Raw genomic sequence first — 23,180 nt, forward strand, 5'->3', positions numbered from 1 at the left:
AGGACGCGACTTAACATGACGTTTATCGAAAAGCCATCCCAACTGCCCCAAGCCATCGGCGCGGTGCTGCATGCGGCCTTCCCGGACATCAAGGTCGGCAGTCATCAGGACTTCCAGGGCGATGCTGAACAAACCGGCGTAAGGGTCACGGTGGAAGGCAATGGCTCGGGCATTCGCTCTCGCGAGGGGCGCAAGGCCCATGTGTTGGGCATTTCGCTCAGGGCTAAGGTTGCTCCCGGTGCATTGCCGTTCGATGCCTGCGACCTGGCCAGCCAACTCATGGACCTGGTGCTGGATAACCGTTGGAACCTGCCCCAGGCACAGTGCGATTTGCCGGCGAATATCGTCGCTGCTCCCGCTGTGCGCACGTCCGTAGAAACGGACTACGACACCTGGACGGTTTCCTTCACTCAAACCCTCTATCTGGGGCCGACGTTACTCGACGATCCCACAGGCCAACCGCTATTTGCCTGCACCTGGGACGTCGCCAACATCGACGACCCGGCCCAATACAAGCCACTGGCGGAGTAGCCCATGTTCGACGCGCTGTTACGCATGCAATTGGGACCGATCGTCGAACGCCTGGCCGAGATGGAGTCCCAGCTCGAGGACCTTTACCGCCGCGCTGAAAGCTTCTGCCGGATCGGCATTTGCCAGCAGGTCGATGCGGCCAGCAACACGTGCAAGGTCAGCCACGGTGACCTGCTTACCCCGGCGATCCGCTTTTTCAACCCCAGTGCCGGTGCACAAACCGAAACCCGCATCCCCACGGTGGGCGAACAATGTTTGCTGCTCAATTATGGCGGGGGGGAGGGCGGGGTGCAGTCTGTGGCGCTGTTCGGCCTCAACAGTGATCGCTTTCCGCCGGTCTCCAGTGTTGCGACGCTTACCCGGCGCCGACACCAGGACGGCACCCAAAGCGACTATGACGACGCCAGTCACACCTTCAACTGGGTCAATGGCCCCACCACCTTCAGCGGTTCCCGCGAACAAGTTGACGTCAAGGTCGGCGCCGCCAGCCTGATCCTCAACGCCCAGGGCATCACCCTGCAAGTCGGCGGCACCAGCCTGTTGCTGGATGCCGGCGGCGCGCACTTCAGCGGCCCGGTGGTGGACCATCAAGGACGCGTCATCAGCCCCCGATAAGGACACCCCATGCTTGGAATCGATAGGAACACCGGGGCAGCCGTCGACGACTGGCTGCAATTTGTGCAGCGCGCCACCCGAGCGCTGACCACTCCCATCGGAACGCGGCAAAAACGCCCGCTGTACGGCTCGCTGATCCCGCAGTTGCTCGGCCAGAATCTTGGCGATGACCTGTTGATCCTCGCCCAGAGCCACGCCGCGCAAGCTTTCTACAACACCCACAACGGCATCGGCGACTTCGACCCTCAGGTCATCGTTGCCACTCGCCAAGGCGCCGGCCTGCTGCTGCGGTTTGCGGGCACCTGGAAAAACCGCCAACAATCCTTCGAGGTCGTGACATGAGCATGCTGATCCCCGGCCAGAACCAACTGGCGGAACCGGCCATCATTAAGGTCGATGAGTTCGAACCATTGTTGGCCGAATTCAAAGCGTTTGTCATCGACTACGTCGCCAGCCGCGCGCCGCAAAGTGCAGCCAAACTCCAGGTCAGCCTCGACAACGAAAGTGAACTGCTGACCCTGGCCCTGGAAGCCTTTTGCGTGCGCCTGCAAACCCACGAACGCAAATACAACGCCCGTATCAAGCAGATGCTGGCGTGGTGGGCCACCGGTAGCAACCTGGATGCACGCTTGGCCGATATGGGCCTGGAACGCCAAGTGCTCGACCCAGGCGACCCGGCCGCGTTCCCGCCGGTGCCGCCCACCTTGGAAAGCGACGACGACGCCCGCCTGCGTTACTACCTGGCGCCCCACGCCCCAGCGGCGGGCTCGCGCATGCAGTATCGCCGTGAAGTGTTCACCTTGGGCGAGCGCCCAGCAGTGAAAGTGCAAAGTGCGACGCCCGGTGTGGTCACGGTGACCTACACCTTCGACCCCGACGGCTACGCGGCCCAGGTCAAGGACGGCAACGCCCGCCGCACCGCACCGGGTGAGGTCATGGTCACTGTGCTTTCCAGGGAGGGCGACGGCACGCCATCTGCCGACTTGCTTGACGGTGTACGTCGACATTTCGCACGGCCGGATGTAAGGCCGGAAACCGATCTGGTCAGCGTCCAAGGTGCGCAGATTCAGCCCTACAAAATTCGTGTGGTGGCCAAGATCAACGCCGGCCCGGACTCGGGGCTGACCCAAGTGGCGGCGCAGAAACTGCTGCAAGACTACGCAGAGTCATGCCACCGCCTGGAAGGGCGGGTGGACCCCAGCTGGATCGACTACGCCATCCACAGTGCCGGCGCCGCGCAACTGCACATCCTCGAACCGCTGGCGCCGATTGTCAGCACCGCGTTCCAGGCCCCGTATTGCACGGGCGTTGAGGTGGAGGTGCGCACGCTATGAGTGAACCCAACGCAAGTTTGCTGCCGGCCAACAGCTCACCGCTGGAAAAGGCCCTCGACCTGGGCTTCGGTACATTGCTTGAGCGCGTCACCCCGCCGTTCCCGGCGCTGATGAACCCGTTGCATACCCCCAGCGAATTCCTGCCTTACCTGGCCGCCGACCGTGGCGTCAGCGAATGGGATGCCGAGGCCAGCGAGGCGGAAAAACGCCTGACCGTGGCCTTGTCGTGGCAGATCCAGCGCCAGGCCGGCACACCCAAGGCTCTGAGCCATGCGGTGGAGTCATTGGGCTTCACGCCGAATATCAGCGCCTGGTACCAGCAACGTCCGCTGGGCGTGCCTTACACCTTTGACGTGCAGGCGATCATCGGACGCAGTTGGTCCAGCGGCGATCACAACCGGCTGATCCGTCGTATCAACGCAGCGAAAAGTGAGCGCGATCAGGCGACGATCACCATCGTGCATGAGACCGAAGGCCAGCTCGCGCTCACGCAAGTGCTCGACGCGCCTTTAAGCGACGGCGAGTTCTACCTAAACGGCGCGTTGCCGGAATTGGCGCTGGTGGCTCGGCTCAACAGTGCCGGGGTTGCCCGGCACTACACCATTAACGATTACGACCTCAGGGCGCAGCCATGACAGATGAAATCACGCGCCTGGTGCGCTTCACCTCCAAAGGTTTGGATGAAGTGCTGCAGGCAAAGAACCAGGGCCTCAAAGGCGAAATCACCCACATCGGCGCCGGCACCGGCCGCTACAACCCCGACGGCACGGAAGTGGCCTTGCGTGACGAGCGCCAACGGGTGGCCATCGTCGATTACGAAGACCTGGGCGAGCGCCAACTCAGGATGGCCGCGCTGTTTGACGGCGACAGCGAGTATGAGATTGGCGAGTTCGGGTTTTACCTCGCCAGCGGCACCTTGCTGGCGGTGTATTCCGTGGCGGGGAAGTTGCTGACGTATAAAGCGGCGGCGGCGCGGGTGCTGCAGAAGTTTACGCTGGATGTTTCGCCGTTGCCGGCGGATAGCGTGACGATTGTGGTGGGGAGTGAGAACTTGAATCTGTTGTTGGCGGAGGAGATCGCGATTATGGCCGCGGCTTCGGTTGGCAATATGTCTCGCCACGTTGATTTGATGTTTCGGGTTATGCATCTTGAAGCGAAGTAGTAGCACTGACAAAAGTGCTGGAAAGATTAACTGACAGGGAGTTGATGATGGGACTTGAAACGACTATCACGAAAGTTGTGGATGCATGTAACAAGCTTACGGAGACGGTTACCAACCAAATTGGGAAGATTGATGCGCGGGTGGAGGTGGCTTCGAGTCAGTTTACTGCGTGGCGTAACAGTGTGCAGGCTAAGGATATTAATGGCCGTGCCTCTTATACACAAACAATTGATCTTACGGGACTTTCTACCAATATTTTTTATCCGGTCTGGTGGCGTATGCCAGGTAACGAGAGAGGTATGTCGGAGATCATAATTTCCAGGAACTATGGCTTGGACGCAGGCCTCAATCCATTCAACAACAATTTTGAGCCACATGTCGCCGGTCTAAATCTGCAAATGGAGGGCTGTGGGATCCCATGGAATGGGGACGCTAATTTTTTGACTATCAAGCGCATCTCTCAAACCTACCGAGAGACCGTCCGTCGTGCTCAATTCGGGATGTGGTCGTACGTCCGTCCGGTCACTGGCTTGAAGCCCATCTGGCTTAACCAGATACCTGGCACATTGGTCTCGTCCCCGCAGGAATCTGGCTGCTATTTGCGTGGCGGGCTGACGTATATCGTCACCAAGAGCTTTGAGGAGCCTGTGAAGTACAGTCGCTCAGATGCTGAAGTGGAATTGAGCCAAGCAGTGACCCCTGAATATGAAATTTGCTGGAAGGTGAAACCGTTTGCGATAACCGCCACCGAACTTGGAGAAACTTATCCGGAAAGCCGGTTGGCTTATACGTTGGATAACGATCTGCGCTACACAGCAAAAGGGGTATGAAGATGGCTGGATATATCAAAAAACTACTGCTGCCCTCGGGTGAGACGCTGATCAATGTTCCTGCGGACCGCCCAACCCTGATGGCATTGGGATTTGACGAGGTTCGCGCAGATGAACTGGTCATGCAGACGGAAAGCAGTGCCAAGTTGGAAAGTGTTATCTCTGCGCGTCGTACGTTGTACGTAACTGAAGCTGACCCTTTGTTTCTGGAATGGCAATACGACGAAACTCCAGAAAAAGAAAAGGCCTGGCGTGACAAAGTCGCCGAAATCAAGGCGCTCTACCCCTTGCCTGATCGCAACTGATCCCCACCGCGAAAGCGGTTTTTTTTCGCCTCCCCAAAGCCCCTCCCCGCAGGGGCTTTTTGCATTTTCCCACCCGGAGATTTCCACCCATGCCCACCCGCCAAACCTACACCGTCCTCATCCCATTCCCCACCGGCAACGGCCATTGGTCCACCGCCGGCGAGGAGCTGGAACTGCTCGACGTCGAAGCATCCGCCCTGCGCACCGCTGGCCGCCTGGAACTGACCAACGTCCTCAACTCCACCCCCAAGAAGGCTGAATAACCATGGCAGAAGTCCTGAACTTCGAGCACAACGGCATCACTGTGAATGCCACTGAATCCCCCGAGGCCATGGGTGGCCTTGGCGATAACGTCATCGGCCTGGTCGGCACTGCGCCGAATGCCCATGCGTCGATCCCGAAAAACGCGCCGTTTCGCATCAACAGCTTCACCACCCAGGCGCTGCTGGACCCTACCGGCACTGAGTCGGGCACCTTGTTCCAGGCGGTGTACCAGATCCTCAAAGTGGTGAAGGTGCCGGTCTATGTGGTCATCGTCGAAGAAGGCGCTACCCCGGCCGATACGATCAACAATGTGATCGGCGGCAACGACCCGGTCACCGGTCGCAAGCTGGGCCTGGCTGCCCTGAGCAGCGTCCCTGAAGACTTGACCATCATCGGCGCCCCAGGCTTCACGGGCACCAAAGCCGTAGCCGGTGAGTTCGCCTCGTTCGGCAAACGCATCAAGGCCCGTGTGGTGCTCGATGGCAAGGACGCTTCCGTCGCCGACCAAGTGACCTACAGCGGCGAACTGGGCGGGGCCGACCTGGGCTTCGACCGTTGCCTGCTGGTGCACAACATGCCGTCGGTGTACTCCAAGGCCGCGAAGAAGAACGTGTTCCTGTCGCCATCCTCGCTGGCCATCGCCGCATTGGCCAAGGTCAAGCAGTGGGAAAGCCCAGGTAACCAGGTGACCTTCGCCGAGGACGTTTCCCGCGTGGTCGAGTACAACATCCTCGACACCTCCACCGAAGGCGACCTGCTCAACCGCTACGGCGTGAGCTACTACGCTCGCACCATCCTCGGCGGCTTCTCGCTGCTGGGTAACCGCTCCATCACCGGCAAGTTCATCAGCTACGTCGGCCTGGAAGATGCCATCAGCCGCAAGCTGGTCAAGGCTGGCCAGAAAGCCATGGCCAAGAACCTCACCAAGTCCTTCATGGACCAGGAGGTCAAGCGCATCAACGACTGGCTGCAAACCCTGGTGGCCGACGAAACCATCCCCGGCGGCAGCGTGTACCTGCACCCGGAGCTGAACAGCGTCGAGAAGTACAAGAACGGCACCTGGTTCATCGTCATCGACTACGGCCGCTACGCGCCGAACGAACACATGGTTTATCAACTCAACGCCCGCGATGAAATCATCGAGCAGTTCCTGGAGGACGTTCTCTAATGTTTACCAACCGAGTCAGACAGGCCATTGCGGCCACCCTTCAAGGCCTGCCGTTGTCCGCAACCGTGGAAGAGTTCACCCCGCCGAAGATCGAGTTCGACATGGAAGCCATGTCCGGCGGGCGCTTTATTGCCGAGGAAATGGCCAAGAGCGGCAAGGTGCTCAATGCCAAGCTGGTGCTGCAAGGTGCCGGCCCGCAAATCATGCTGGCCCTGGGCGTGCGCATGGGCGACGACATTTTGCTGAACGTGCGTGAAGCCGGGCAGGACCAGGACGGCAAGACCTACTTCACCTACCACACCGTGGGCGGCAAGCTCAAATCCCTGGAGGAGGCGAAGCTGAAAATGGGCGACAAGGCCACCACCACGCTGGAGCTGTCCTGCCGTACCTACAACCGTCTGGAAAATGGCATTTCGGTGATCGACATCGACGTACGCACTCAGAAGTTCGTGCTCAACGGCGTCGACATTCTGGGCGATGCCCGCCGCGCCGTGCTGATGCCTTAAGGGCCGGCGCAATCTGAAGCGAGCACGGTCAAGGTGGGAACTGGCTTGCCTGCGATGGCATCCACTCGATGCTCCAGGGAGACCGAGTCGCCTGCATCGCAGGCAAGCCAGCTCCCACAGGGGCCGTGCTCAGGTTTAGATTTTTCGCACTTTTCAACACCGTTCAACAAGGAATTGCCCCATGGCCTGGATGCCTCCGTTGCACATCCTGCTATCCCCGATCACCGCAGATACCGGTGCGACGATCCAGCAGGTTCAGCTCAAACCGTTGTTCTACGCCGCGCAAAAAGACGCGCTGGCCCGGGCCGGTGATGACGAGGACGATCAGTTTTTTGAACTGGCGAAACTCGCCACCGGCCTGTCGGAAAAAGAGCTCGACCAACTCAAGCGCCCGGACTACGTGAGCATTGCGCAGTACGTACACGAAATGTCGACGCGCCCGGCGTCGTTCTTCCTGAAGGCACAAGACGTGACGCCTCACGACCAACCTGTGCCTCTGCTGTTGCCCCTGGAAGCCGCTGGCCGAACCCTCACCGAACTGCCCCTGGAAATGCCCGTCCTGCGCGCTACCAAGGTGATGAAAAAACTCGCCACTAACAAAGAGCGCGCCGAATTCATCACTGCCCATTGCACCGGCCTGATGATCCCCGATCTGGCCGGTTTGACCGTACCCGACTGGACGGAATTGCAGGAGCGTATCGACGATTTTTTAAATCAACCGGCGGCCTTCTTTCGCAGCGCGACATCGAAGTAATCCTCGATGTGGTGCCGCTGATCTACTCGGTCAATGAGGCGGAGATCCTCGACTGGGACGCCGGAAAAGCATTGCGCCGCTACGACATTGCGATCACTCGCCTTGGCGTCAAACAGGAGTAAACGGGATGCAGGACAATTATTCGCTCGCCTATGCCGTCGCCAGGAATGGCCGGGATGCGTTCGGCAGTACAGACGGCGCACACGCCGATATCCTCAGCCCTGGCGCGTTGTCGGTTGGCAGCTCAACCCCGTCAACAGATTTGGCGGCCTTGTCCGGAACCGTTGCCGCACTCACCAACGCAACGTTCAAACTCGATGAACTCGCACTGTCGCTTGGCTCATTGCGTGAGGGTGTGGATTCTCTCGACACGGCGCTGTCGTCGCTGAGGGCAATTGATGTGCGTTCGTCCAGAGTGGGTGAGCAAACAGAATCGAAGACGGTGTCTGAATCCGCTTCGACTACCTCAGAGAGTTTGCGCCATACCCGCGAGGCCATGACGCTGGGCAACGCGCAGATAATCGACCTGGCAAGTGCGCTGCAGCATTCAGGCAGCCAACTGAAGTTTGATAAAACCGCGACGTCGGAAAAGTCGATCAAGGTGCTGCGCGAGGAGTCCAGCGAAAGCGGCAAACGTTTCTCTACGACCCTTGATGCCACGCCGGTTCTGGGCGAAGCGCTTTGGCTGAAAGCCAAGGCGGGCCTGTTGGACAGCGCCAATGACGCGGCTAACGACTCACCGGTTCTGGCGGGCGCAATTAAAACGGCTGGAGCCGTTACGCCGGTGTTTTCCAGTTTTTTTTCAAGTGTGGGAGACACGATTAAAACCCGCGTTGCCGGTAACGTGGTCGATGCGACGCTGGGTAAGCTCCCCGGTGTTGGCAAGCTGTTCAAGGACGGCGGTTCTGCGAAAGATAAATCGTGCTGCTGTGCGACGGCCACTCAGCACCCCATCGAAAGCCCCCGTTCGCGCTCGCAGGGCTCACGCGGGAAAAAGAGCCCTCGTCAGTCGAGGTCGCAAAAAAGGCAGAGCTCTCAAAACACTCCGCGCTCGCAGATCAGGCAGCAAAAACAGCCGCTGGCGCCCAAGACGGTTTCGACCAAACGATCGCCCGCCAGCAAAAAAGGCGGTGTATTTGCCAAGCTTTTAACCAGCCTTGAACGTGATGCAAAGGCATTGTTGCCTGCGCCGTTCTTAGGCTTCGATGAGGGGCGGGCGGTTCGACGGTTGCAACCGCGTGCGGTCATGGCGAACCGTCCAACACAGAGCAGATCCCCAGGCCAGTCGACAGCGAGCAGAGGCCCTGGGCTGATCGAGGCAATAGAGCGCAAGCTTATCCCCATGCCTTTCGAAGGCCGGGTAACTGCTGCGCCCGATATTCGCAATGTCAGTCGTGAGCCTCTGCCTGGCCCGCTGAAGATGCCTGCCAACCCGCTGGGCACAGTGAACAAATTGGGAATGGCCGGTGCTCGTCGCCTTGGCCCGATGAGGTACGCCGACACTGCTTTGAATGTGATTCAGGGCGTACGCAACGGGGATGCCAAGGCGGTCGGTACTGGTCTGAGCACCGCCGGTGGCGCCTGGGCCGGAGCGTCCGCCGGTGCCGCGCTCGGTACCCTGGTTTTCCCCGGTGTCGGTACCGCAATCGGCGGCGCCATCGGTGGCCTGCTCGGCAGCGAGGCGGGCAGCTGGCTCGGTGACAAGGTGTTTGGCGCAAATGATCGTCTGCCCGCGCCCAACGCGCTGAGCAAGGAACTCAACAGTGCCCGCACCGACAACGTCCAGGTCACGCTCTCGCCGAGTATCCAGATTACCGGCGTTAACCCGGCGGATGCCCAGCAAGTGGTCAATCAAGTGATCCAGGCCCTGCAGTTCCAATGCGTGCCGATGGTCACCGATTCCCTGGGCATCCGACGCAACGCGGCATTGGCCGACCCAGGAGGTGATTGATGCGACAACAAATGGTACTGGGCGACTTTATTTTTGGCTTATCCCGAGGGTTCGCCTATTCCACACTGACCCGCAACAGCGATGGCGGTTGGAGCGACCTGACGATTATCGCCAGCAAACCCCAGTCGCGGCAGAACGGCCAGAAGCTGGAAAAACTCACGTTCAGCGGTACCGCCATGCGCGCTATCGGCATGCAGCGCCTGGACGAATTGCGCGCTCTGCAAAATGCGCGAGCGCCGTTGCCGCTGGTGGATGGCATCGGCCGCAACTGGGGCCTGTGGCGTATCAATTCGGTAGTGGAAGCCCAAAGCAATGTGATCGATGACGGCACCGCCATGGTCATGAACTGGACCCTTGAGCTGGAGGAATTCGTCAATGCGTAGAGTGCGAAGTATTGCCGGTGACTCGGTCAACCTGTTGCTCTACCGCGAGTTGGGCCGTTGCGATGACGCCGCCGAAGAAACCCTTTGGCGCTTAAACCCCGAACTCGGCGAATACGGCCCGGTACTGCTAGCCGGTGTCTGGGTGATCGTGCCTGAGATACAAGCACGACCGGCTGCCATGCGGCCCGTTCTGGCCTGGGATTGAGGAGGCGGCATGGCACAGGGATTTACCCCAATCGTGGAGTTCTACGGCGCCAATGCGGCGCTGCTTAATCAACGCCTGATGCACTGGAGCCACACCGATGCCGCGGGCATCGAGACGGATCGACTGGAACTGACCCTTAATATCGAAGGGTTGGAAGGCTTGCCCAGCCTGAGCGGCAAGATCGGCCTGCGCGTCGGATATAAAGAAACGGGGCTGGTGGAAAAAGGCGAGTTTGTCGTCACCCAGCGAACCCCGGTGTTGTTTCCGATGCGCCTGATGATCGTAGCCACCGCCGCACCCTTCAGCGTGGTGGATAAAAGCGGCTACCGCCAGCGCCGTTCCGCCAGTCATGGGCCGACCACCTTGGGCGCCTTGTTTCGCCAACTGGTCAGTCGTCACGGTTTTTCACCGCGTGTGGCACCGACGTTGGACGGTATTGCGATTGAGCATATCGATCAGTCAAACGAAAGCGACATGGCCTTCATCACCCGCCTGGCCAAGCGTTACAACGCGGTCACCAAGCCGTTCAACGAGCTCTATGTGCTGGCCGAAGCGGGGCAAGCCAAATCACTCACCGGCCAGCTACTGCCCGAAGTGAAGTTATCCGTGACACGCGACAACCGCCCGGGAGAGCAGGCCTTTATCACCGCCAAACTTGATGAAAAATCACGCTCCAAATACATGGGCAGCCGCGTCAGCTGGTGGGACGCCGCCGCCGGCAAGCAGCGGGTGGTCCAGGTCGGGATTGCCCCATTCAAGACCTTGCGCCAGCCTTGCCAGAACGAAGCCGAAGCCCGCGCCGTGGCCGAAGGCGAACTGCGCCGCGTGGGCCGTGAAGGCTTGAAGTTACAGATTGATTGCCCAGGCAACCCGTTGCTGGCGGCCGAAGGGGTGCTGGTGCTGGATGACACCTGGCCTGTGTACATGCAGGGGCGCTGGTCGATCACCAAGGTGACCCATGTTGGCGACCCTGCGACGGGATATCGCAGTTCGATCATGGCTGGTGGTTTGGCGGAACAGGCCTGACGCGCATTGTTCAGACCCGCTTAAACCCCGGCCACCGCACTTATCACTTATAGGGAGAGGTATGTTCTATGTATACGATTGACTACAACGCGTATCGCACTCTTAAACCCTACGGCAAACGCGTACGCTTCTTAGTGTTGCATTACACTGCCCAGGACTTTTCTGAGTCGATAAAGCCTCTGACCACCGGCACTGCAAGTGCTCATTATCTGATCCCGGATCCAACAGATTCGAGCTACATTGCCGCGGGTCACAAAGGGCAGAAAATTTTCAACTTGGTGGCGGAGGAGGACCGTGCATGGCATGCGGGCGTTAGCCAGTGGGCCGGACGCTCAGGCTTGAATGACACGTCTATCGGTATCGAGATCGTCAATCAGGCCACGGATGTCGACGGTGTGTTCACGTTCCCCGACTACGAGGTTTCACAAATCCTAGCCCTCAAGCAATTGGCGATTAATATTCTGCAACGTTACCCGGACATGACGCCGAAAAACGTGATCGCCCATTCAGATATTGCAGTCGGTCGTAAATCAGACCCGGGTCCGAAGCTTCCCTGGAAGGAACTTGCTGAGGCCGGTATTGGCGCCTGGTACGACGACTCAGTCAAACACAAATACCTCCGGCGGTTCAATTGCCAAATGCCTGGGCGCGAGCAAGTGGTCGAGGCTTTTGCCAGCTATGGCTACGGTATTGATGCGCCCGCCTCTGATGTGTTCTTTAGTGCGTTGGTACGTGCTTTTCAACTGCACTTTCGCCCTGAAAACTATAACGGTGTGCTTGATGCAGAAACGTGCGCGATCTTGTATGCACTGAATGAAAAATACGCTTGAGTCGTGTTTCATTTAACATTTGACCTCAGGGAGGAGGGCTGCATGGTTGTGTCTGAGCAACAGCTAATTAAAGTGTTACCAAGCTCCCGCCTTAAAGCGGGAGTTTTCATTTCGGTCTTAAACACGGCCATGTCTCGTTACCAAATCACCACACCCCAGCGCACTGCCGCATTCCTTGCCCAAGTGGGCCATGAGTCGGGTCAGTTGTTCTATGTTCGCGAACTGGGCAGTGATCAATACCTGAGCAAATACGACACAGGCACCTTGGCGGCGCGGCTGGGCAACACCCCCGAGGCGGACGGTGATGGGCAAATGTATCGGGGCAGGGGGCTGATCCAGATCACCGGGCGCCGCAATTACATGGCGTGCAGCCAAGCGCTGTTCGGTGACGATCGCTTGCTTCGACAACCGCAGTTGCTGGAGCAGCCACAGTGGGCCTGCGAATCCGCCGCCTGGTTCTGGCAAAGCAACGGTCTCAACGAGCTCGCCGACAAAGGCCAGTTCACCACCATCACCCGACGCATTAATGGCGGCCTCAATGGTCTGGACGACCGTTTGCAGTTGTGGGCGCGGGCGAAGGCGGTGCTATGCGTTTCCTAGGTGCGTTTGGCTCGGTCGGTGTGCGCCTGCTCATGGCGCATGTGTGGCAGGTACAGGCCGTCGCGCATTAGTCTCTTGATGCACGCTGTGTCTTGCATGGTCGATGGGCTCCTGTAGGGTAGGCAAACCCCCGCCCATTCCTGGAGACGACCGTGAAGGAAATCACTCAACTGGCTGCCGAACTGGGGCGCCGTTTGCAGGTGCTCAGTGCCCACGTCACCACTGCCGAGTCCTGTACCGGCGGCGGTATTGCCGAAGCCATCACGCGGATCCCGGGCAGTTCGGCCTGGTTCGAGGCGGGCTATGTCACTTATTCCAACCGGCAGAAGACCCGGCAACTGAATGTGCCGGAAAAGCTGTTTGCCAAAGTCGGGGCCGTCAGCCAGGAAGTGGTGGAAGCGATGGCCCGCGGCGCGCAGGAGAAAAGCCTGGCCCGCTTTGCCGTGGCGGTCAGCGGTGTCGCGGGCCCCGATGGCGGCTCGCCGGACAAGCCGGTGGGCACCGTTTGGCTGGCTTTTGCCGTGGGCGACGAGGTCACGGCCGAGCTTGCGCACTTTCCTGGCAACCGCGACGAGGTCCGTCGACAAACGGTAAAAGCCGCGCTGGAGGGCTTGTTGCGACGAGCTGCAGCAGAAATAGACAATCAGGGGTAGGCGATCACCGATCTTTGTGGAACAATACTGTCTACTTATACAGGTGTTGGCCGTCAGGCCTTATTGATTACGTGAGGACTTTAATGGACGACAACAAGAAGAAAGCCTTGGCTGCGGCCCTGGGTCAGATCGAACGTCAATTCGGCAAGGGTGCCGTAATGCGTATGGGCGATCACGACCGTCAGGCGATCCCGGCTATTTCCACTGGCTCTCTGGGTCTGGACATCGCACTCGGCATTGGCGGCCTGCCAAAAGGCCGTATCGTTGAAATCTACGGTCCTGAATCTTCCGGTAAAACCACCCTGACCCTGTCGGTGATTGCCCAGGCACAGAAAATGGGCGCCACCTGTGCGTTCGTCGACGCCGAGCACGCCCTGGATCCTGAGTACGCCGGCAAGCTGGGCGTCAACGTCGATGACCTGCTGGTTTCCCAGCCGGACACCGGCGAGCAAGCCCTGGAAATTACCGACATGCTGGTGCGCTCCAACGCCATCGACGTGATCGTGGTCGACTCCGTGGCAGCCCTGGTGCCCAAGGCTGAAATCGAAGGCGAAATGGGCGACATGCACGTGGGCCTGCAAGCCCGCCTGATGTCCCAGGCGCTGCGTAAAATCACCGGTAACATCAAGAACGCCAACTGCCTGGTGATCTTCATCAACCAGATCCGTATGAAGATCGGCGTGATGTTCGGTAGCCCGGAAACCACCACCGGTGGTAACGCGTTGAAGTTCTACGCTTCGGTCCGTCTGGATATCCGCCGTACTGGCGCGGTGAAGGAAGGCGACGAGGTTGTTGGTAGCGAAACACGCGTCAAGGTCGTCAAGAACAAAGTGGCGCCGCCATTCCGTCAGGCTGAGTTCCAGATTCTCTACGGTAAGGGTATTTACCTGAACGGCGAGATGATCGACCTGGGCGTACTGCACGGTTTCGTCGAGAAGTCCGGTGCCTGGTATGCCTACAACGGCAGCAAGATCGGTCAGGGCAAGGCCAACTCGGCCAAGTTCCTGGCGGATAACCCGGATATCGCTGCCACGCTTGAGAAGCAGATCCGCGACAAGCTGCTGACCGCCGCGCCAGATGTAAAAGCGGCTGCCAACCGTGAGCCGGTTGAAGAAGTGGAAGAAGCCGACACTGATATCTGAAGCAAACGATGACTGTTGTATTGGATACACTCGTCGCCGTTCGGCGCACTGCGATGGACCTGCTCGCTCGCCGCGAGCATGGTCGAGTCGAGCTGACACGTAAGTTGCGTCAGCGCGGCGCAGAGCCTGAGATGATCGAAACAGCTCTCGACCGATTGACGGAAGAAGGGCTGTTGTCGGAAGCCCGTTACCTTGAAAGCTTTGTGTCTTACCGCGCACGTTCCGGTTATGGCCCTGCGCGGATTCGCGAAGAGTTGAGCCAACGTGGCCTGCAACGTGCCGATATTGACCTTGCGCTACGTGAGTGCGGTATTAGTTGGCAGTCGCAATTGGAGGAAACCTGGCGTCGCAAGTTTGCGGGCCACCTTCCAATTGATGCCAGGGAGCGTGCGAAGCAAGGTCGCTTCTTGAGTTATCGCGGGTTTTCGATGGACATGATCAGCCGCTTATTGAGCGGTCGGGATATGGACGACTGAACGCCAAAAAGCAAAAGGCCCACTATGAAAATAGTGGGCCTTTTTTTCGCCTGCAAAAAATTCACGCTGTCTCTGGCGTCATCCGTTGCTGGGCCTTGCCCTGAGCGTGCGCCCAGTTCTCCGGCAGGTTGATGTAATCCACCAACTCCCGCAGCCGCCCCTGATCGCGACCGTTGAAATTGAACACCAGGCGCGTCAAATGGCTGAACCTCGGTTCGTCATGGTCTTCGCCCGTATAGGCGAGTTGCTGGAACTCGCCACTGAGCCGCAGGCTGGCAAACGCTTGCTGCATATGGGCCAGGGCGCGCTCACTCAGCGCATGATTCATGCGCACCACAAACTCACGCTTGAGCCAGCGGGTGGAGTGGAAGTTGGCGTAGAACTGGTTGATTTCGTCCACGGCCTCTTCGGCGCTGTAGACCAGGCGGACCAGTTTGAGGTCGGTGGGCAGGATATAGCGATTGGCTTCCAACTGAGTGCGGATGAAATCCAGGGCGCCTTGCCAGAATCCACCGCCCGGCGCATCCAGTAGCACCACCGGCACCAGCGGGCTTTTGCCGGTCTGGATCAGGGTCAGCACTTCCAATGCCTCGTCGAGGGTGCCGAAACCGCCAGGGCACAACACCAGCGCGTCGGCTTCCTTGACGAAGAACAGCTTGCGGGTGAAGAAGAAGTGGAATGACAGCAGGTTTTCGGTGCCATCAATGGTCGGGTTGGCGTGCTGTTCAAAGGGCAGGGTGATATTGAACCCCAGGCTGTGCTCCAGGCCCGCGCCTTCGTGGGCTGCGGCCATGATGCCGCCACCGCCACCGGTGATGACCATCAGGTCGGAACGTGCGAGCGCGGCACCCACTTCTCGGGCCAGCGCATACAAGGGGCTTTCCACTGGCGTACGCGCCGAGCCGAATACCGTGACTTTGCGCCGGCCCTTGAACTGTTCGAGAACGCGAAAGGCATGGTCCAATTCGCGAATGGCGCGCAGGGTGATCTTGGCGTTCCAGCGGTCACGGTCGTCCTGGGCCATGCGCAGGACGGTGAGGATCATGTCTCGATAAAGAGGGATATTCGGGCTGTTGGGGGCGATCAACTGAATTTGTGCGTCGACCTGCTGGGTGAGGTCGGTCCCGTTTTCTTCAAAATGACGAAGCAGCAAATCATTCGATTCATAAGGCATTCAATTTCTCCTTCTTTACAGGGCCTGGGTAGTCGACGAAAACGTCGCCTGGGCCACGACACTGCTTGTGTCGCGGCATGCCGCAGGAGGGCAGGCCTTTTTTGCCCTGAAAATATGACAGAACAGCATTAAAAGCTGTGGTGGGCGGGCATCTGGGATGAACTGATCATGGGCCGAAAAACCCTTGGCTGGCAACCGCTTATTGGTGGCTCATTACGCAGTTTAGTCGTTGGTGGCAAACGCAGAGCAAGGGTGCGCGCCGCTGGGAAGCAGCGCGGGAGGGTCAAGCAGAGGTTACTTTTTCTTCTTCGCTGGCGCCGGGCAATCGGACTCTGCGAACTTGACCGAAGCCACCGGGCGATTGGTCTTGTTCTCGGTGATTTCATAGCGCATCACTGCGCCCTTGGCCATCAGCTCGCGATAGCCTGGGTTGGTGCACACACTGCGCCCCAGCTGGAAATACACAGCCTTGGGGTTGGCGCGCATCTGTTCGGCACGGTCAGGCAGCACGCTGAGGTGATCGATCAACTGCATACCTTCAACGGTGTAGGCGACTTCCAGGGTTTTTTCATCGATTTCCCGGGGCAGGTCCTTGTTGCTTTCAGCCGCGACGCTTTGCAGCTTCTTGTTCATTTGGGCCTCCAGCAGCGAGGCCGCGTGGGCGCCCATAGGCAAGACCAGCGCAAGGGCGACGGATGGGGCAACAAGGCGCAGCATGGAACGCAGCATGAAACTCTCCTGATTCGGTTACTGGTGCATAGACCAGCCACTGGGCTGTGCGTTCAGTGGCGCGCAATTATAGGTGAGCCCTTGCCACTACAGCCAGGCGTATCGCTGGTAAACTGCGGGACTTCTGTTTTTCACGAGTTTGTTCCGTGTCGATTTCCTTTTCTTCGCCGCGTGCCCGATGAGCCACGCCGTCTCCCGTTTGCGTACCCAGCGTCTGGCGCGTGCCGTCAGGCCGTTTCTCAATCGGGGTTCGCGTGCTGAGCGCTGTCCCGGCTGTCGGGTCATTCCTGAATACTGCCTATGTGCCTGGCGGCCGCAGGTAGAAGCCAAGTCCGCCATGTGCCTATTGATGCATGACGTTGAACCGATGAAGCCCAGCAACACGGGTTGGCTGATCGCCGATGTCATACACGACACCACCGCGTTCGCCTGGTCGCGTACCGAAGTCGACCCCGAACTGCTCAGGGTGCTGGCCGACCCGCAATGGCAACCGTACATCGTGTTCCCCGGCGAATTCGTGGCGCCGCAACGGGTGGTCAGTGAAGTGTGCATGGAGGAGGGCAAGCGCCCGCTGTTCATTCTGCTGGACGGTACCTGGAGCGAAGCGCGCAAGATGTTTCGCAAAAGCCCCTATCTGGAACATTTACCCGTGCTGAGCCTGGCGCCCGAGCAGCTGTCGCGCTACAAACTACGGCGCTCCAAGCGTGATGACCATTTCTGCACCGCCGAGGTGGCGGCGCTGTGCCTGGAGCTGGCTGATGACCTGGCCGCCAGCGAAGTGCTGGATGCCTACCTTGATGTATTCAGCACCCATTACCTGGCTGCCAAGTTCCAGTTGCCACTGGATGCGGCAGACACCGTGCATACCCGCCTTGCACCCTACATCCCGGCGGTATAACCAGACGACGTTTGCATGATGGCACTGTAAGCCCGCAACCCGCTAAAATCCCCACGGGCGTAGTGCTTGACCCTCCAGGCTACGCTGGGCATGCTGTGCGCCGATTGGGCGCAACCGTGAATTATCGACGTCGTTTCATGTGTTTTTGACGTTGAGCGGGCCCTGTGGCGATCGCTGCCTGGCCGTCGCCTCGTGTATTGGTGAACCCTGAACCCATCAGGGCTCCCATAAAAAACAGGATCATTTAACCAATGGCCACATACGAAATCCTGATTGCCGATGACCACCCGCTGTTTCGCAGCGCACTGCATCAGGCCGTAACCCTGGGCCTTGGCCCCGATGTACGTCTGGTCGAAGTGGCCAGCATTGCCGAACTGGAAGCCCGCCTGACTGAAAAATCCGACTGGGACCTGGTATTGCTCGACCTGAACATGCCGGGTGCCTACGGTTTCTCCGGGTTGGTGTTGTTGCGTGGGCAATACCCGCAAATACCGGTGGTGATGGTGTCGGCCCAGGAAGAAGCCGATGTGGTGGTGCGCTCCAAGGAGTTTGGCGCCAGCGGTTTCATTCCCAAGTCCAGCGCGATGGAAGATATCCAGAAAGCCGTGCGTACGGTGTTGGACGGCGATGTGTCCTGGCCACCCCAGGCGTTTGAAGAAATCAATGTGTCCGATGAAGCCAAGGCCGCCCGCGATGGCCTGGCCAGCTTGACGCCCCAGCAGTTCCGGGTATTGACCATGGTCTGCGAAGGGTTGTTGAACAAGCAGATTGCCTACGAGTTGAGTGTGTCGGAAGCGACCATCAAGGCCCACGTTACGGCGATTTTCCGTAAGTTAGGCGTGCGTACGCGCACCCAGGCGGCGTTGCTGTTGCAGCAACTTGAGTCTATCTCGCAACATTAAGTTACAGCCGCTTCACGCTTTTTTGACTTTGCGTGATCTAGCTTCCCCACTCCTTTGGTTCAGTTGCCTACATCTATGTCGCCTTTCAAGGGTCAAACCGGTATCAAACGTATCTTCAACGCAGGGGGCTATTCCCTGGATGGCCTGCGTGCAGCTTTCACTGGCGAGGCGGCGTTCCGTCAACTGGTGTTGCTGAACGTCATCCTGATCCCCGTGAGTTTTTTCCTGCAGGTCAGCCGGGTTGAACGGGCGCTGCTGATTGCAGTGTGCCTGTTGGCGCTGATCGTCGAATTGCTCAACTCAGCGGTAGAAGCGGCCATTGACCGTATTTCCCTGGACCGTCACCCGCTGTCGAAAAACGCCAAGGACATGGGCAGCGCCGCGCAATTCGTGGCACTGACCATGATCACCCTGGTATGGGCCGTCATCCTGATCTGAGGATCACGCGATACTCGGCAGCACGATCTCGTCGCTGCGCTGCACCCCTGCGGTGAAGGCGCGGCACAGTTCGAGAAACTCGCGCATCGCCGAGGTCTGGTACTTCTGCTTGTGCCAGATGAAGTAGAACTGCCGGGCCAGGTCCAGGTCCGGGGTTTCCACCGGCACCAGGCTGCCACGGCGGAAGGCATCGCGCAGCGCCAGCCGCGAAATACAGCCAATCCCCAAGCCCGACTCTACTGCCCGTTTGATCGCTTCGGTGTGTTCCAACTCCAGGCGGATATTGAGTGCGCTGCGGTGATGACGCATGGCCTGGTCGAAGGTCAGGCGCGTGCCCGAGCCTTGTTCCCGCAGGATCCACGCTTCGTGGGTCAATTCGTCCATGGTTGCCACGCCGCGCTTGGCCAAATGATGCTGAGGGGCGCAGAACACCACCAGCTCATCTTCTACCCAGGTTTGCACCTCGATATCCGGATGGCTGCAGTCGCCTTCAATTAGACCCAGGTCAATTTCGTAGTGCGCCACCTGGTGCACGATATGGGCAGTGTTCTGCACATGCAGCTTTACCTGGCTCTCGGGGTGTTGCTGCATGAAGCTGCCAATCAACAGCGTCGCCAGGTAATTGCCGATGGTCAGCGTCGCGCCGACCGCCAGCGAGCCGAAGCCGGACTTGCCGTTGAGCAGGTCTTCGATCTCCTTGGCCTGGTCCAGCAATGCCACAGCCTGGGGCAATAGCTGATGACCAAGGGCGTTGAGACTCAGGCGTTTACCGGCGCGGTCGAATAATTGACAGCTGGATTGACGCTCCAGCTCGGTGATCGACGTGCTGGCGGCGGATTGAGATAAGGCCAGAAGGCCAGCAGCGCGCGAGACGCTTTCCTGCTGGGCGACGGCGACGAAAACTTGCAGTTGACGGAGAGTAAATCGCATATCGATATAACCGATAACCCTTATCTTAATAATCCAGTTAACAGATATTGTCGCCGCCATTAGAATGCTGTGCAATTGCGCATTCTTACCTTTGGCGCAGACCCATTTCCAGGAGTCCCCCGTACATGAGCAACATGAACCACGAGCGTGTCCTCAGTGTTCATCACTGGAACGACACTCTGTTCAGCTTCAAGTGCACCCGCGATCCGGGCCTGCGCTTCGAGAACGGTCAGTTCGTGATGATCGGCCTGCAACAGCCCAACGGCCGCCCGCTCATGCGCGCTTACTCCATTGCCAGCCCGAACTGGGAAGAGCATCTGGAGTTCTTCAGCATCAAGGTGCCCGATGGCCCGCTGACTTCCCAGTTGCAGCATCTGAAGGAAGGCGACGAGATCATTATCAGCAAAAAACCGACAGGCACCCTGGTGCTTGACGATTTGAAGCCGGGCAAGCACCTGTACCTGCTCAGCACCGGTACTGGCCTCGCGCCGTTTATGAGCGTGATCCAGGACCCGGAGACCTACGAGCGTTTCGAAAAAGTCATCCTGTGCCACGGCGTGCGCTACGTCAACGAAGTCGCCTACCGCGAATTCATCACCGAGCACCTGCCGCAGAACGAGTTCTTCGGCGAGGCCCTGCGTGACAAGTTGATCTACTACCCGACCGTGACCCGCGAGCCGTTCGAAAACGAAGGCCGCCTGACCGACCTGATGCGCAGCGGCAAGCTGTTCAGCGACATCGGCCTGCCGCCGATCAATCCTGAAGACGACCGCGCCATGCTGTGCGGCAGCCCAAGCATGTTGGACGAGACCAGCGAAGTGTTGAACAGCTTTGGCCTGAAGGTTTCGCCACGGATGCGTGAACCGGGTGACTACCTGATCGAGCGCGCGTTCGTCGAAAAGTGACCTCGGGTCACTTGTAGGAGCGAGGGGGACGCCTAGTTCTTGCTCGCGAAGGGCGCTAACGATAACGCTGGCATCCTGAATTAGTGCGGTGCTTGTGGTTTTTTCGCGAGCAAGCTCGCTCCTACAGTTGAATGTGTTTGCAAAGAAAAGCCCGCGTTGCCTGTGAAGGCAGCGCGGGCTTTTGCGTTTGTGGGATTTACTGCGCCGGAACCACTTCCAGCACACAAATCATCCCCGGCTCCGGGTAGTGCCAGCGCACATCCACATCCCAGAACTGCACACCGTATTCACGCTCAGGGCCGGGCGTTTGGTAGGCCGGTCGCGGATCTTGCGCCAGGCATTGATCAATCAACTCTACCAACGGCTCATCAAGACGCTGGGCATGGCCTTGCGCCTGTTGCAGTGCAGCCTTGAGCCATTGCACGGCGATCAGTTCGGGCGCATCGCTGGCGATGTGGTTGGTAGCCGCATCAACGCTATCGGCATAGGGCACATACGGCTTGATATCCAGCACCGGCGTGCCATCGAGCAAATCTATGCCGGAAATCCACAGCCGCCCGGGCTCCACCTTGTCCAGCTTCACCACCGACTGGCCGATGCCATTGGGACGATGGGTCGCACGGGTAGCAAACACACCCATGGAGGTATTGCCTCCCAGGCGTGGCGGGCGCACTTTCAGGCGCGGCTTGTCTTCCAGGGCCTGATGGAACAGGAACAGCAGCCACACATGGCTGACCTGCTCCAGCCCCTGCACCGCCTCACCCTGGTCGAACGGCGCAACCAACTCCAGCACGCCGCGGGCAGCCGGTGCCAGTTGCGGTTGGCGCGGGATGGCGAACTTCTCCTTGAAGCAGGAACGTACGAAACCGACCGGTGAGACTTGATAGGCCATTACTGGAGCCTCAAGTTGCAAGCTTCAAGCCGCAAGCGCTTAACTTGCAGCTTGAAGCTTATGGCTGTTCTTAAGCTCTGACGCGCAGCGTCAGACCCTTGAGGAAGTTGCGCAGCAACTGGTCGCCACAGGTGCGGTAGTTGGTGTGGCCGAACTTGCGGAACAGCGCGCTCAGCTCTGGCTTGGACACCGGGAACTCCGCCGCCTTGAGGATTGCATGCATGTCGTCTTCCTTCAGTTCGAAGGCCACACGCAGCTTTTTCAGGATGATGTTGTTGGTCACCGGGGTTTCGATCGGCTGCGGCGGGCGGCTTTCGTCCTTGCCGCGCTTGAAGATCACCAGGCCATCGAGGAAGTGAGCCATGACTTCGTCCGGGCAGAACACGAAGCCTTCTTCCTCGTCTTTCTTGAGGTAGGTCAGCAGGTCTTCCTTGGTCACGTCCATGCCGCCGAGCTTGATGATCTCGACCATCTTGTTGTCGCTGATGTCGAGCATGTAGCGCACGCTGCGCAGTACGTCGTTGTGAATCATGGTGGGCAATCCTGGTATTCAACGGATGACACCGCCGGAATCAGGCGGTGTCGGGAAAAGGGGAACGGCTTAAAACTTCTCTTTGCCGGACAGGTAACGCCATTGGCCCACCGGCACCTTGCCGATGGACACGCCGCCGATGCGGATGCGGCGGATGGCGATGACTTTCAGGCCAACGGCTTCGCAGAACAGCGCGATCACGCCAGGTTGCGGGTTTTTCATCGCAAAGCGCAGGCGGTTCTCGTTCTGCCAGCTGGCTTTGACGGCAGGCAGCTCTTTGCCTTTGTAGGTCAAGCCGTGGTTCAGGCGGTTGAGGCCGTGGGCAACCATGTCGCCTTCGACTTCCACCACGTATTCCTGCTCGATCTTGGCGGCATCGGCGGTCAACTTGCGCAAAATCTTCCAGTCCTGGGTGAACACCAGCAGGCCACTGGCCTTGGCTTGCAGGTCGGCGCTGGCGCTCAGGCGCAGGAAGTGCCCTTTGAGCGGGCGCTTGCCGAAGCGGTGTTCTTCAGAGAGGGTTTCGGCGTTGATCGAGGCCATGGCGGTTTCTGCATCCACGCCTGCGGGGGCGTGCAGCAGGATGGTCACCGGCTCTGGCGCGGTGGCTTTAGCTTCCGGGTCCAGCTCGACTTTCTCGTCAGTGACCTTGAACTGCGGCTCGTCGATCACTTCGCCGTCCACCGAGACCCAGCCGCCTTCGATAAACAGCTCAGCCTCCCGACGGGAGCAACCGACCAGTTCGATAAGGCGTTTGGAGAGGCGTATGGGGTCAGTCATGACAAGGGCCGTAACAAAAGGGGGCCACTATTGTACCTGCCTGGCGCCGGTTAATCCCGGCTCCATTTCAGCGCATGTGCCTTAACAATTATTAACTGACGCGACACGGGTCAAATGTGGGAGCTGGCTTGCCTGCGAAGGCGGCCTGGCAGTCAATACAGTTGGACCGGGTACATATCCGTTATTTAGGTAACGGCCACTTAGGGTTACGCCCTGACGGCGTCTCACTTTTGAGAAGCGCAAAAGTAAGCAAAACGCTCTTGCC

Annotated in this window: 31 protein-coding genes; 25 read left to right on the top strand and 6 right to left on the bottom strand. The window is 59.0% G+C overall.

The window, feature by feature from the left end; translation table 11 throughout:
• Window positions 1-15 precede the first annotated feature (15 nt).
• From DK871_RS23230 to recX, 21 genes are all read left to right on the top strand, one after another.
• Entirely contained in the window at window positions 16-531 is a 516-nt protein-coding gene (locus DK871_RS23230; protein WP_161906786.1) for a hypothetical protein, read from the top strand.
• 3 nt (window positions 532-534) lie between these two features.
• Entirely contained in the window at window positions 535-1,146 is a 612-nt protein-coding gene (locus DK871_RS23235) for a phage baseplate assembly protein V (RefSeq protein ID WP_161906787.1), read from the top strand.
• 9 nt (window positions 1,147-1,155) lie between these two features.
• Entirely contained in the window at window positions 1,156-1,488 is a 333-nt protein-coding gene (locus tag DK871_RS23240) for a phage baseplate protein (protein WP_044272184.1), read from the top strand.
• Entirely contained in the window at window positions 1,485-2,480 is a 996-nt protein-coding gene (locus DK871_RS23245) for a baseplate J/gp47 family protein (RefSeq protein WP_161906788.1), read from the top strand. The genes DK871_RS23240 and DK871_RS23245 overlap by 4 nt, the downstream gene beginning before the upstream one ends.
• Window positions 2,477-3,115, top strand: a complete 639-nt coding sequence (locus DK871_RS23250; protein WP_161906789.1) for a phage tail protein I — start codon at window positions 2,477-2,479, stop codon at window positions 3,113-3,115. Before DK871_RS23245 ends, DK871_RS23250 begins: the two co-directional genes overlap by 4 nt.
• Window positions 3,112-3,642 (top strand): hypothetical protein, encoded by a 531-nt coding sequence (locus DK871_RS23255; protein WP_161906790.1) that lies wholly within the window; start codon window positions 3,112-3,114, stop codon window positions 3,640-3,642. Before DK871_RS23250 ends, DK871_RS23255 begins: the two co-directional genes overlap by 4 nt.
• A 44-nt stretch (window positions 3,643-3,686) precedes the next feature.
• Window positions 3,687-4,472, top strand: coding sequence for a phage tail protein (locus DK871_RS23260; RefSeq protein ID WP_256677518.1), 786 nt, complete (start codon window positions 3,687-3,689; stop codon window positions 4,470-4,472).
• Window positions 4,473-4,474: 2 nt separating this feature from the next.
• Window positions 4,475-4,777, top strand: coding sequence for a hypothetical protein (locus DK871_RS23265; protein ID WP_256677519.1), 303 nt, complete (start codon window positions 4,475-4,477; stop codon window positions 4,775-4,777).
• 89 nt (window positions 4,778-4,866) lie between these two features.
• Window positions 4,867-5,040 (top strand): hypothetical protein, encoded by a 174-nt coding sequence (locus DK871_RS28700; RefSeq protein WP_178116080.1) that lies wholly within the window; start codon window positions 4,867-4,869, stop codon window positions 5,038-5,040.
• 2 nt (window positions 5,041-5,042) lie between these two features.
• The gene (locus DK871_RS23270) at window positions 5,043-6,209 is read left to right on the top strand and encodes a tail protein (RefSeq protein ID WP_032877508.1); all 1,167 of its coding nucleotides are present in this window, start codon (window positions 5,043-5,045) and stop codon (window positions 6,207-6,209) included.
• Window positions 6,209-6,715, top strand: a complete 507-nt coding sequence (locus DK871_RS23275; RefSeq protein WP_014717167.1) for a phage major tail tube protein — start codon at window positions 6,209-6,211, stop codon at window positions 6,713-6,715. Before DK871_RS23270 ends, DK871_RS23275 begins: the two co-directional genes overlap by 1 nt.
• Before the next feature lie 181 nt (window positions 6,716-6,896).
• On the top strand, window positions 6,897-7,469 hold the full coding sequence (locus tag DK871_RS23280) for a phage tail assembly protein (protein WP_161906791.1): 573 nt from the start codon (window positions 6,897-6,899) through the stop codon (window positions 7,467-7,469).
• Window positions 7,470-7,596: 127 nt separating this feature from the next.
• On the top strand, window positions 7,597-9,420 hold the full coding sequence (locus DK871_RS23285) for a phage tail tape measure protein (RefSeq protein ID WP_161906792.1): 1,824 nt from the start codon (window positions 7,597-7,599) through the stop codon (window positions 9,418-9,420).
• On the top strand, window positions 9,420-9,803 hold the full coding sequence (locus DK871_RS23290; RefSeq protein ID WP_161906793.1) for a phage tail protein: 384 nt from the start codon (window positions 9,420-9,422) through the stop codon (window positions 9,801-9,803). Before DK871_RS23285 ends, DK871_RS23290 begins: the two co-directional genes overlap by 1 nt.
• Entirely contained in the window at window positions 9,796-10,008 is a 213-nt protein-coding gene (locus DK871_RS23295) for a tail protein X (RefSeq protein WP_161906794.1), read from the top strand. Before DK871_RS23290 ends, DK871_RS23295 begins: the two co-directional genes overlap by 8 nt.
• Before the next feature lie 9 nt (window positions 10,009-10,017).
• A complete protein-coding gene (locus DK871_RS23300) occupies window positions 10,018-11,034 on the top strand; it encodes a contractile injection system protein, VgrG/Pvc8 family (protein WP_161906795.1) in 1,017 nt (338 codons plus the stop codon).
• Between the two features lie 68 nt (window positions 11,035-11,102).
• Window positions 11,103-11,864 carry an N-acetylmuramoyl-L-alanine amidase gene (locus tag DK871_RS23305; protein WP_161906796.1) on the top strand — a complete coding sequence of 254 codons (762 nt, stop codon included), beginning with the start codon at window positions 11,103-11,105 and terminating at the stop codon, window positions 11,862-11,864.
• 42 nt (window positions 11,865-11,906) lie between these two features.
• Complete coding sequence (locus DK871_RS23310; RefSeq protein ID WP_161906797.1) at window positions 11,907-12,464, top strand: glycoside hydrolase family 19 protein; 558 nt, start codon at window positions 11,907-11,909, stop codon at window positions 12,462-12,464.
• Between the two features lie 152 nt (window positions 12,465-12,616).
• Window positions 12,617-13,117, top strand: coding sequence for a CinA family protein (locus tag DK871_RS23315; protein WP_020301157.1), 501 nt, complete (start codon window positions 12,617-12,619; stop codon window positions 13,115-13,117).
• 83 nt (window positions 13,118-13,200) lie between these two features.
• Entirely contained in the window at window positions 13,201-14,259 is a 1,059-nt protein-coding gene (gene recA, locus DK871_RS23320; RefSeq protein WP_003189042.1) for a recombinase RecA, read from the top strand.
• Between the two features lie 8 nt (window positions 14,260-14,267).
• Window positions 14,268-14,735, top strand: a complete 468-nt coding sequence (recX, locus tag DK871_RS23325) for a recombination regulator RecX (RefSeq protein WP_003189043.1) — start codon at window positions 14,268-14,270, stop codon at window positions 14,733-14,735.
• Between the two features lie 61 nt (window positions 14,736-14,796).
• Here recX and DK871_RS23330 read toward each other — a convergent pair whose 3' ends face one another.
• Window positions 14,797-15,909 (bottom strand): TIGR00730 family Rossman fold protein, encoded by a 1,113-nt coding sequence (locus tag DK871_RS23330; protein ID WP_161906798.1) that lies wholly within the window; start codon window positions 15,907-15,909, stop codon window positions 14,797-14,799.
• Window positions 15,910-16,203: 294 nt separating this feature from the next.
• The gene (locus DK871_RS23335) at window positions 16,204-16,638 is read right to left on the bottom strand and encodes a PA3611 family quorum-sensing-regulated virulence factor (RefSeq protein ID WP_003189047.1); all 435 of its coding nucleotides are present in this window, start codon (window positions 16,636-16,638) and stop codon (window positions 16,204-16,206) included.
• Between the two features lie 178 nt (window positions 16,639-16,816).
• Between DK871_RS23335 and DK871_RS23340 the strand changes: the two genes are divergently transcribed.
• The 3 genes from DK871_RS23340 to DK871_RS23350 all read left to right on the top strand — a co-directional run bounded on the left by DK871_RS23340 (window position 16,817) and on the right by DK871_RS23350 (window position 18,876).
• Window positions 16,817-17,536, top strand: coding sequence for a tRNA-uridine aminocarboxypropyltransferase (locus tag DK871_RS23340; RefSeq protein WP_161906799.1), 720 nt, complete (start codon window positions 16,817-16,819; stop codon window positions 17,534-17,536).
• Window positions 17,537-17,787: 251 nt separating this feature from the next.
• Window positions 17,788-18,438: a response regulator transcription factor ErdR gene (erdR, locus tag DK871_RS23345; protein WP_003189050.1), complete on the top strand. Its 651-nt coding sequence runs from the start codon at window positions 17,788-17,790 to the stop codon at window positions 18,436-18,438.
• 75 nt (window positions 18,439-18,513) lie between these two features.
• Complete coding sequence (locus DK871_RS23350; RefSeq protein ID WP_019817716.1) at window positions 18,514-18,876, top strand: diacylglycerol kinase; 363 nt, start codon at window positions 18,514-18,516, stop codon at window positions 18,874-18,876.
• A gap of 3 nt (window positions 18,877-18,879) precedes the next feature.
• On the opposite strand, the gene DK871_RS23355 is transcribed toward DK871_RS23350, so the two are convergent.
• A complete protein-coding gene (locus DK871_RS23355; protein WP_003189054.1) occupies window positions 18,880-19,806 on the bottom strand; it encodes a LysR family transcriptional regulator in 927 nt (308 codons plus the stop codon).
• Window positions 19,807-19,931: 125 nt separating this feature from the next.
• Here DK871_RS23355 and fpr point away from each other — a divergent pair, with 125 nt between their 5' ends.
• Complete coding sequence (gene fpr, locus DK871_RS23360; protein ID WP_003189055.1) at window positions 19,932-20,711, top strand: ferredoxin-NADP reductase; 780 nt, start codon at window positions 19,932-19,934, stop codon at window positions 20,709-20,711.
• A 196-nt stretch (window positions 20,712-20,907) separates the two neighbouring features.
• On the opposite strand, the gene tsaA is transcribed toward fpr, so the two are convergent.
• The 3 genes from tsaA to DK871_RS23375 form a co-directional block, all read right to left on the bottom strand.
• Entirely contained in the window at window positions 20,908-21,603 is a 696-nt protein-coding gene (gene tsaA / locus DK871_RS23365; protein ID WP_161906800.1) for a tRNA (N6-threonylcarbamoyladenosine(37)-N6)-methyltransferase TrmO, read from the bottom strand.
• Window positions 21,604-21,673: 70 nt separating this feature from the next.
• On the bottom strand, window positions 21,674-22,135 hold the full coding sequence (locus tag DK871_RS23370) for a DUF1456 family protein (RefSeq protein ID WP_005785469.1): 462 nt from the start codon (window positions 22,133-22,135) through the stop codon (window positions 21,674-21,676).
• 69 nt (window positions 22,136-22,204) lie between these two features.
• Complete coding sequence (locus tag DK871_RS23375; protein WP_161906801.1) at window positions 22,205-22,915, bottom strand: rRNA pseudouridine synthase; 711 nt, start codon at window positions 22,913-22,915, stop codon at window positions 22,205-22,207.
• Between the last annotated feature and the right edge of the window lie 265 nt (window positions 22,916-23,180).

Origin of the sequence: Pseudomonas sp. L13, from assembly GCF_009935965.1 — a bacterium.
GTDB classification, from domain to species: domain Bacteria; phylum Pseudomonadota; class Gammaproteobacteria; order Pseudomonadales; family Pseudomonadaceae; genus Aquipseudomonas; species Aquipseudomonas lactis.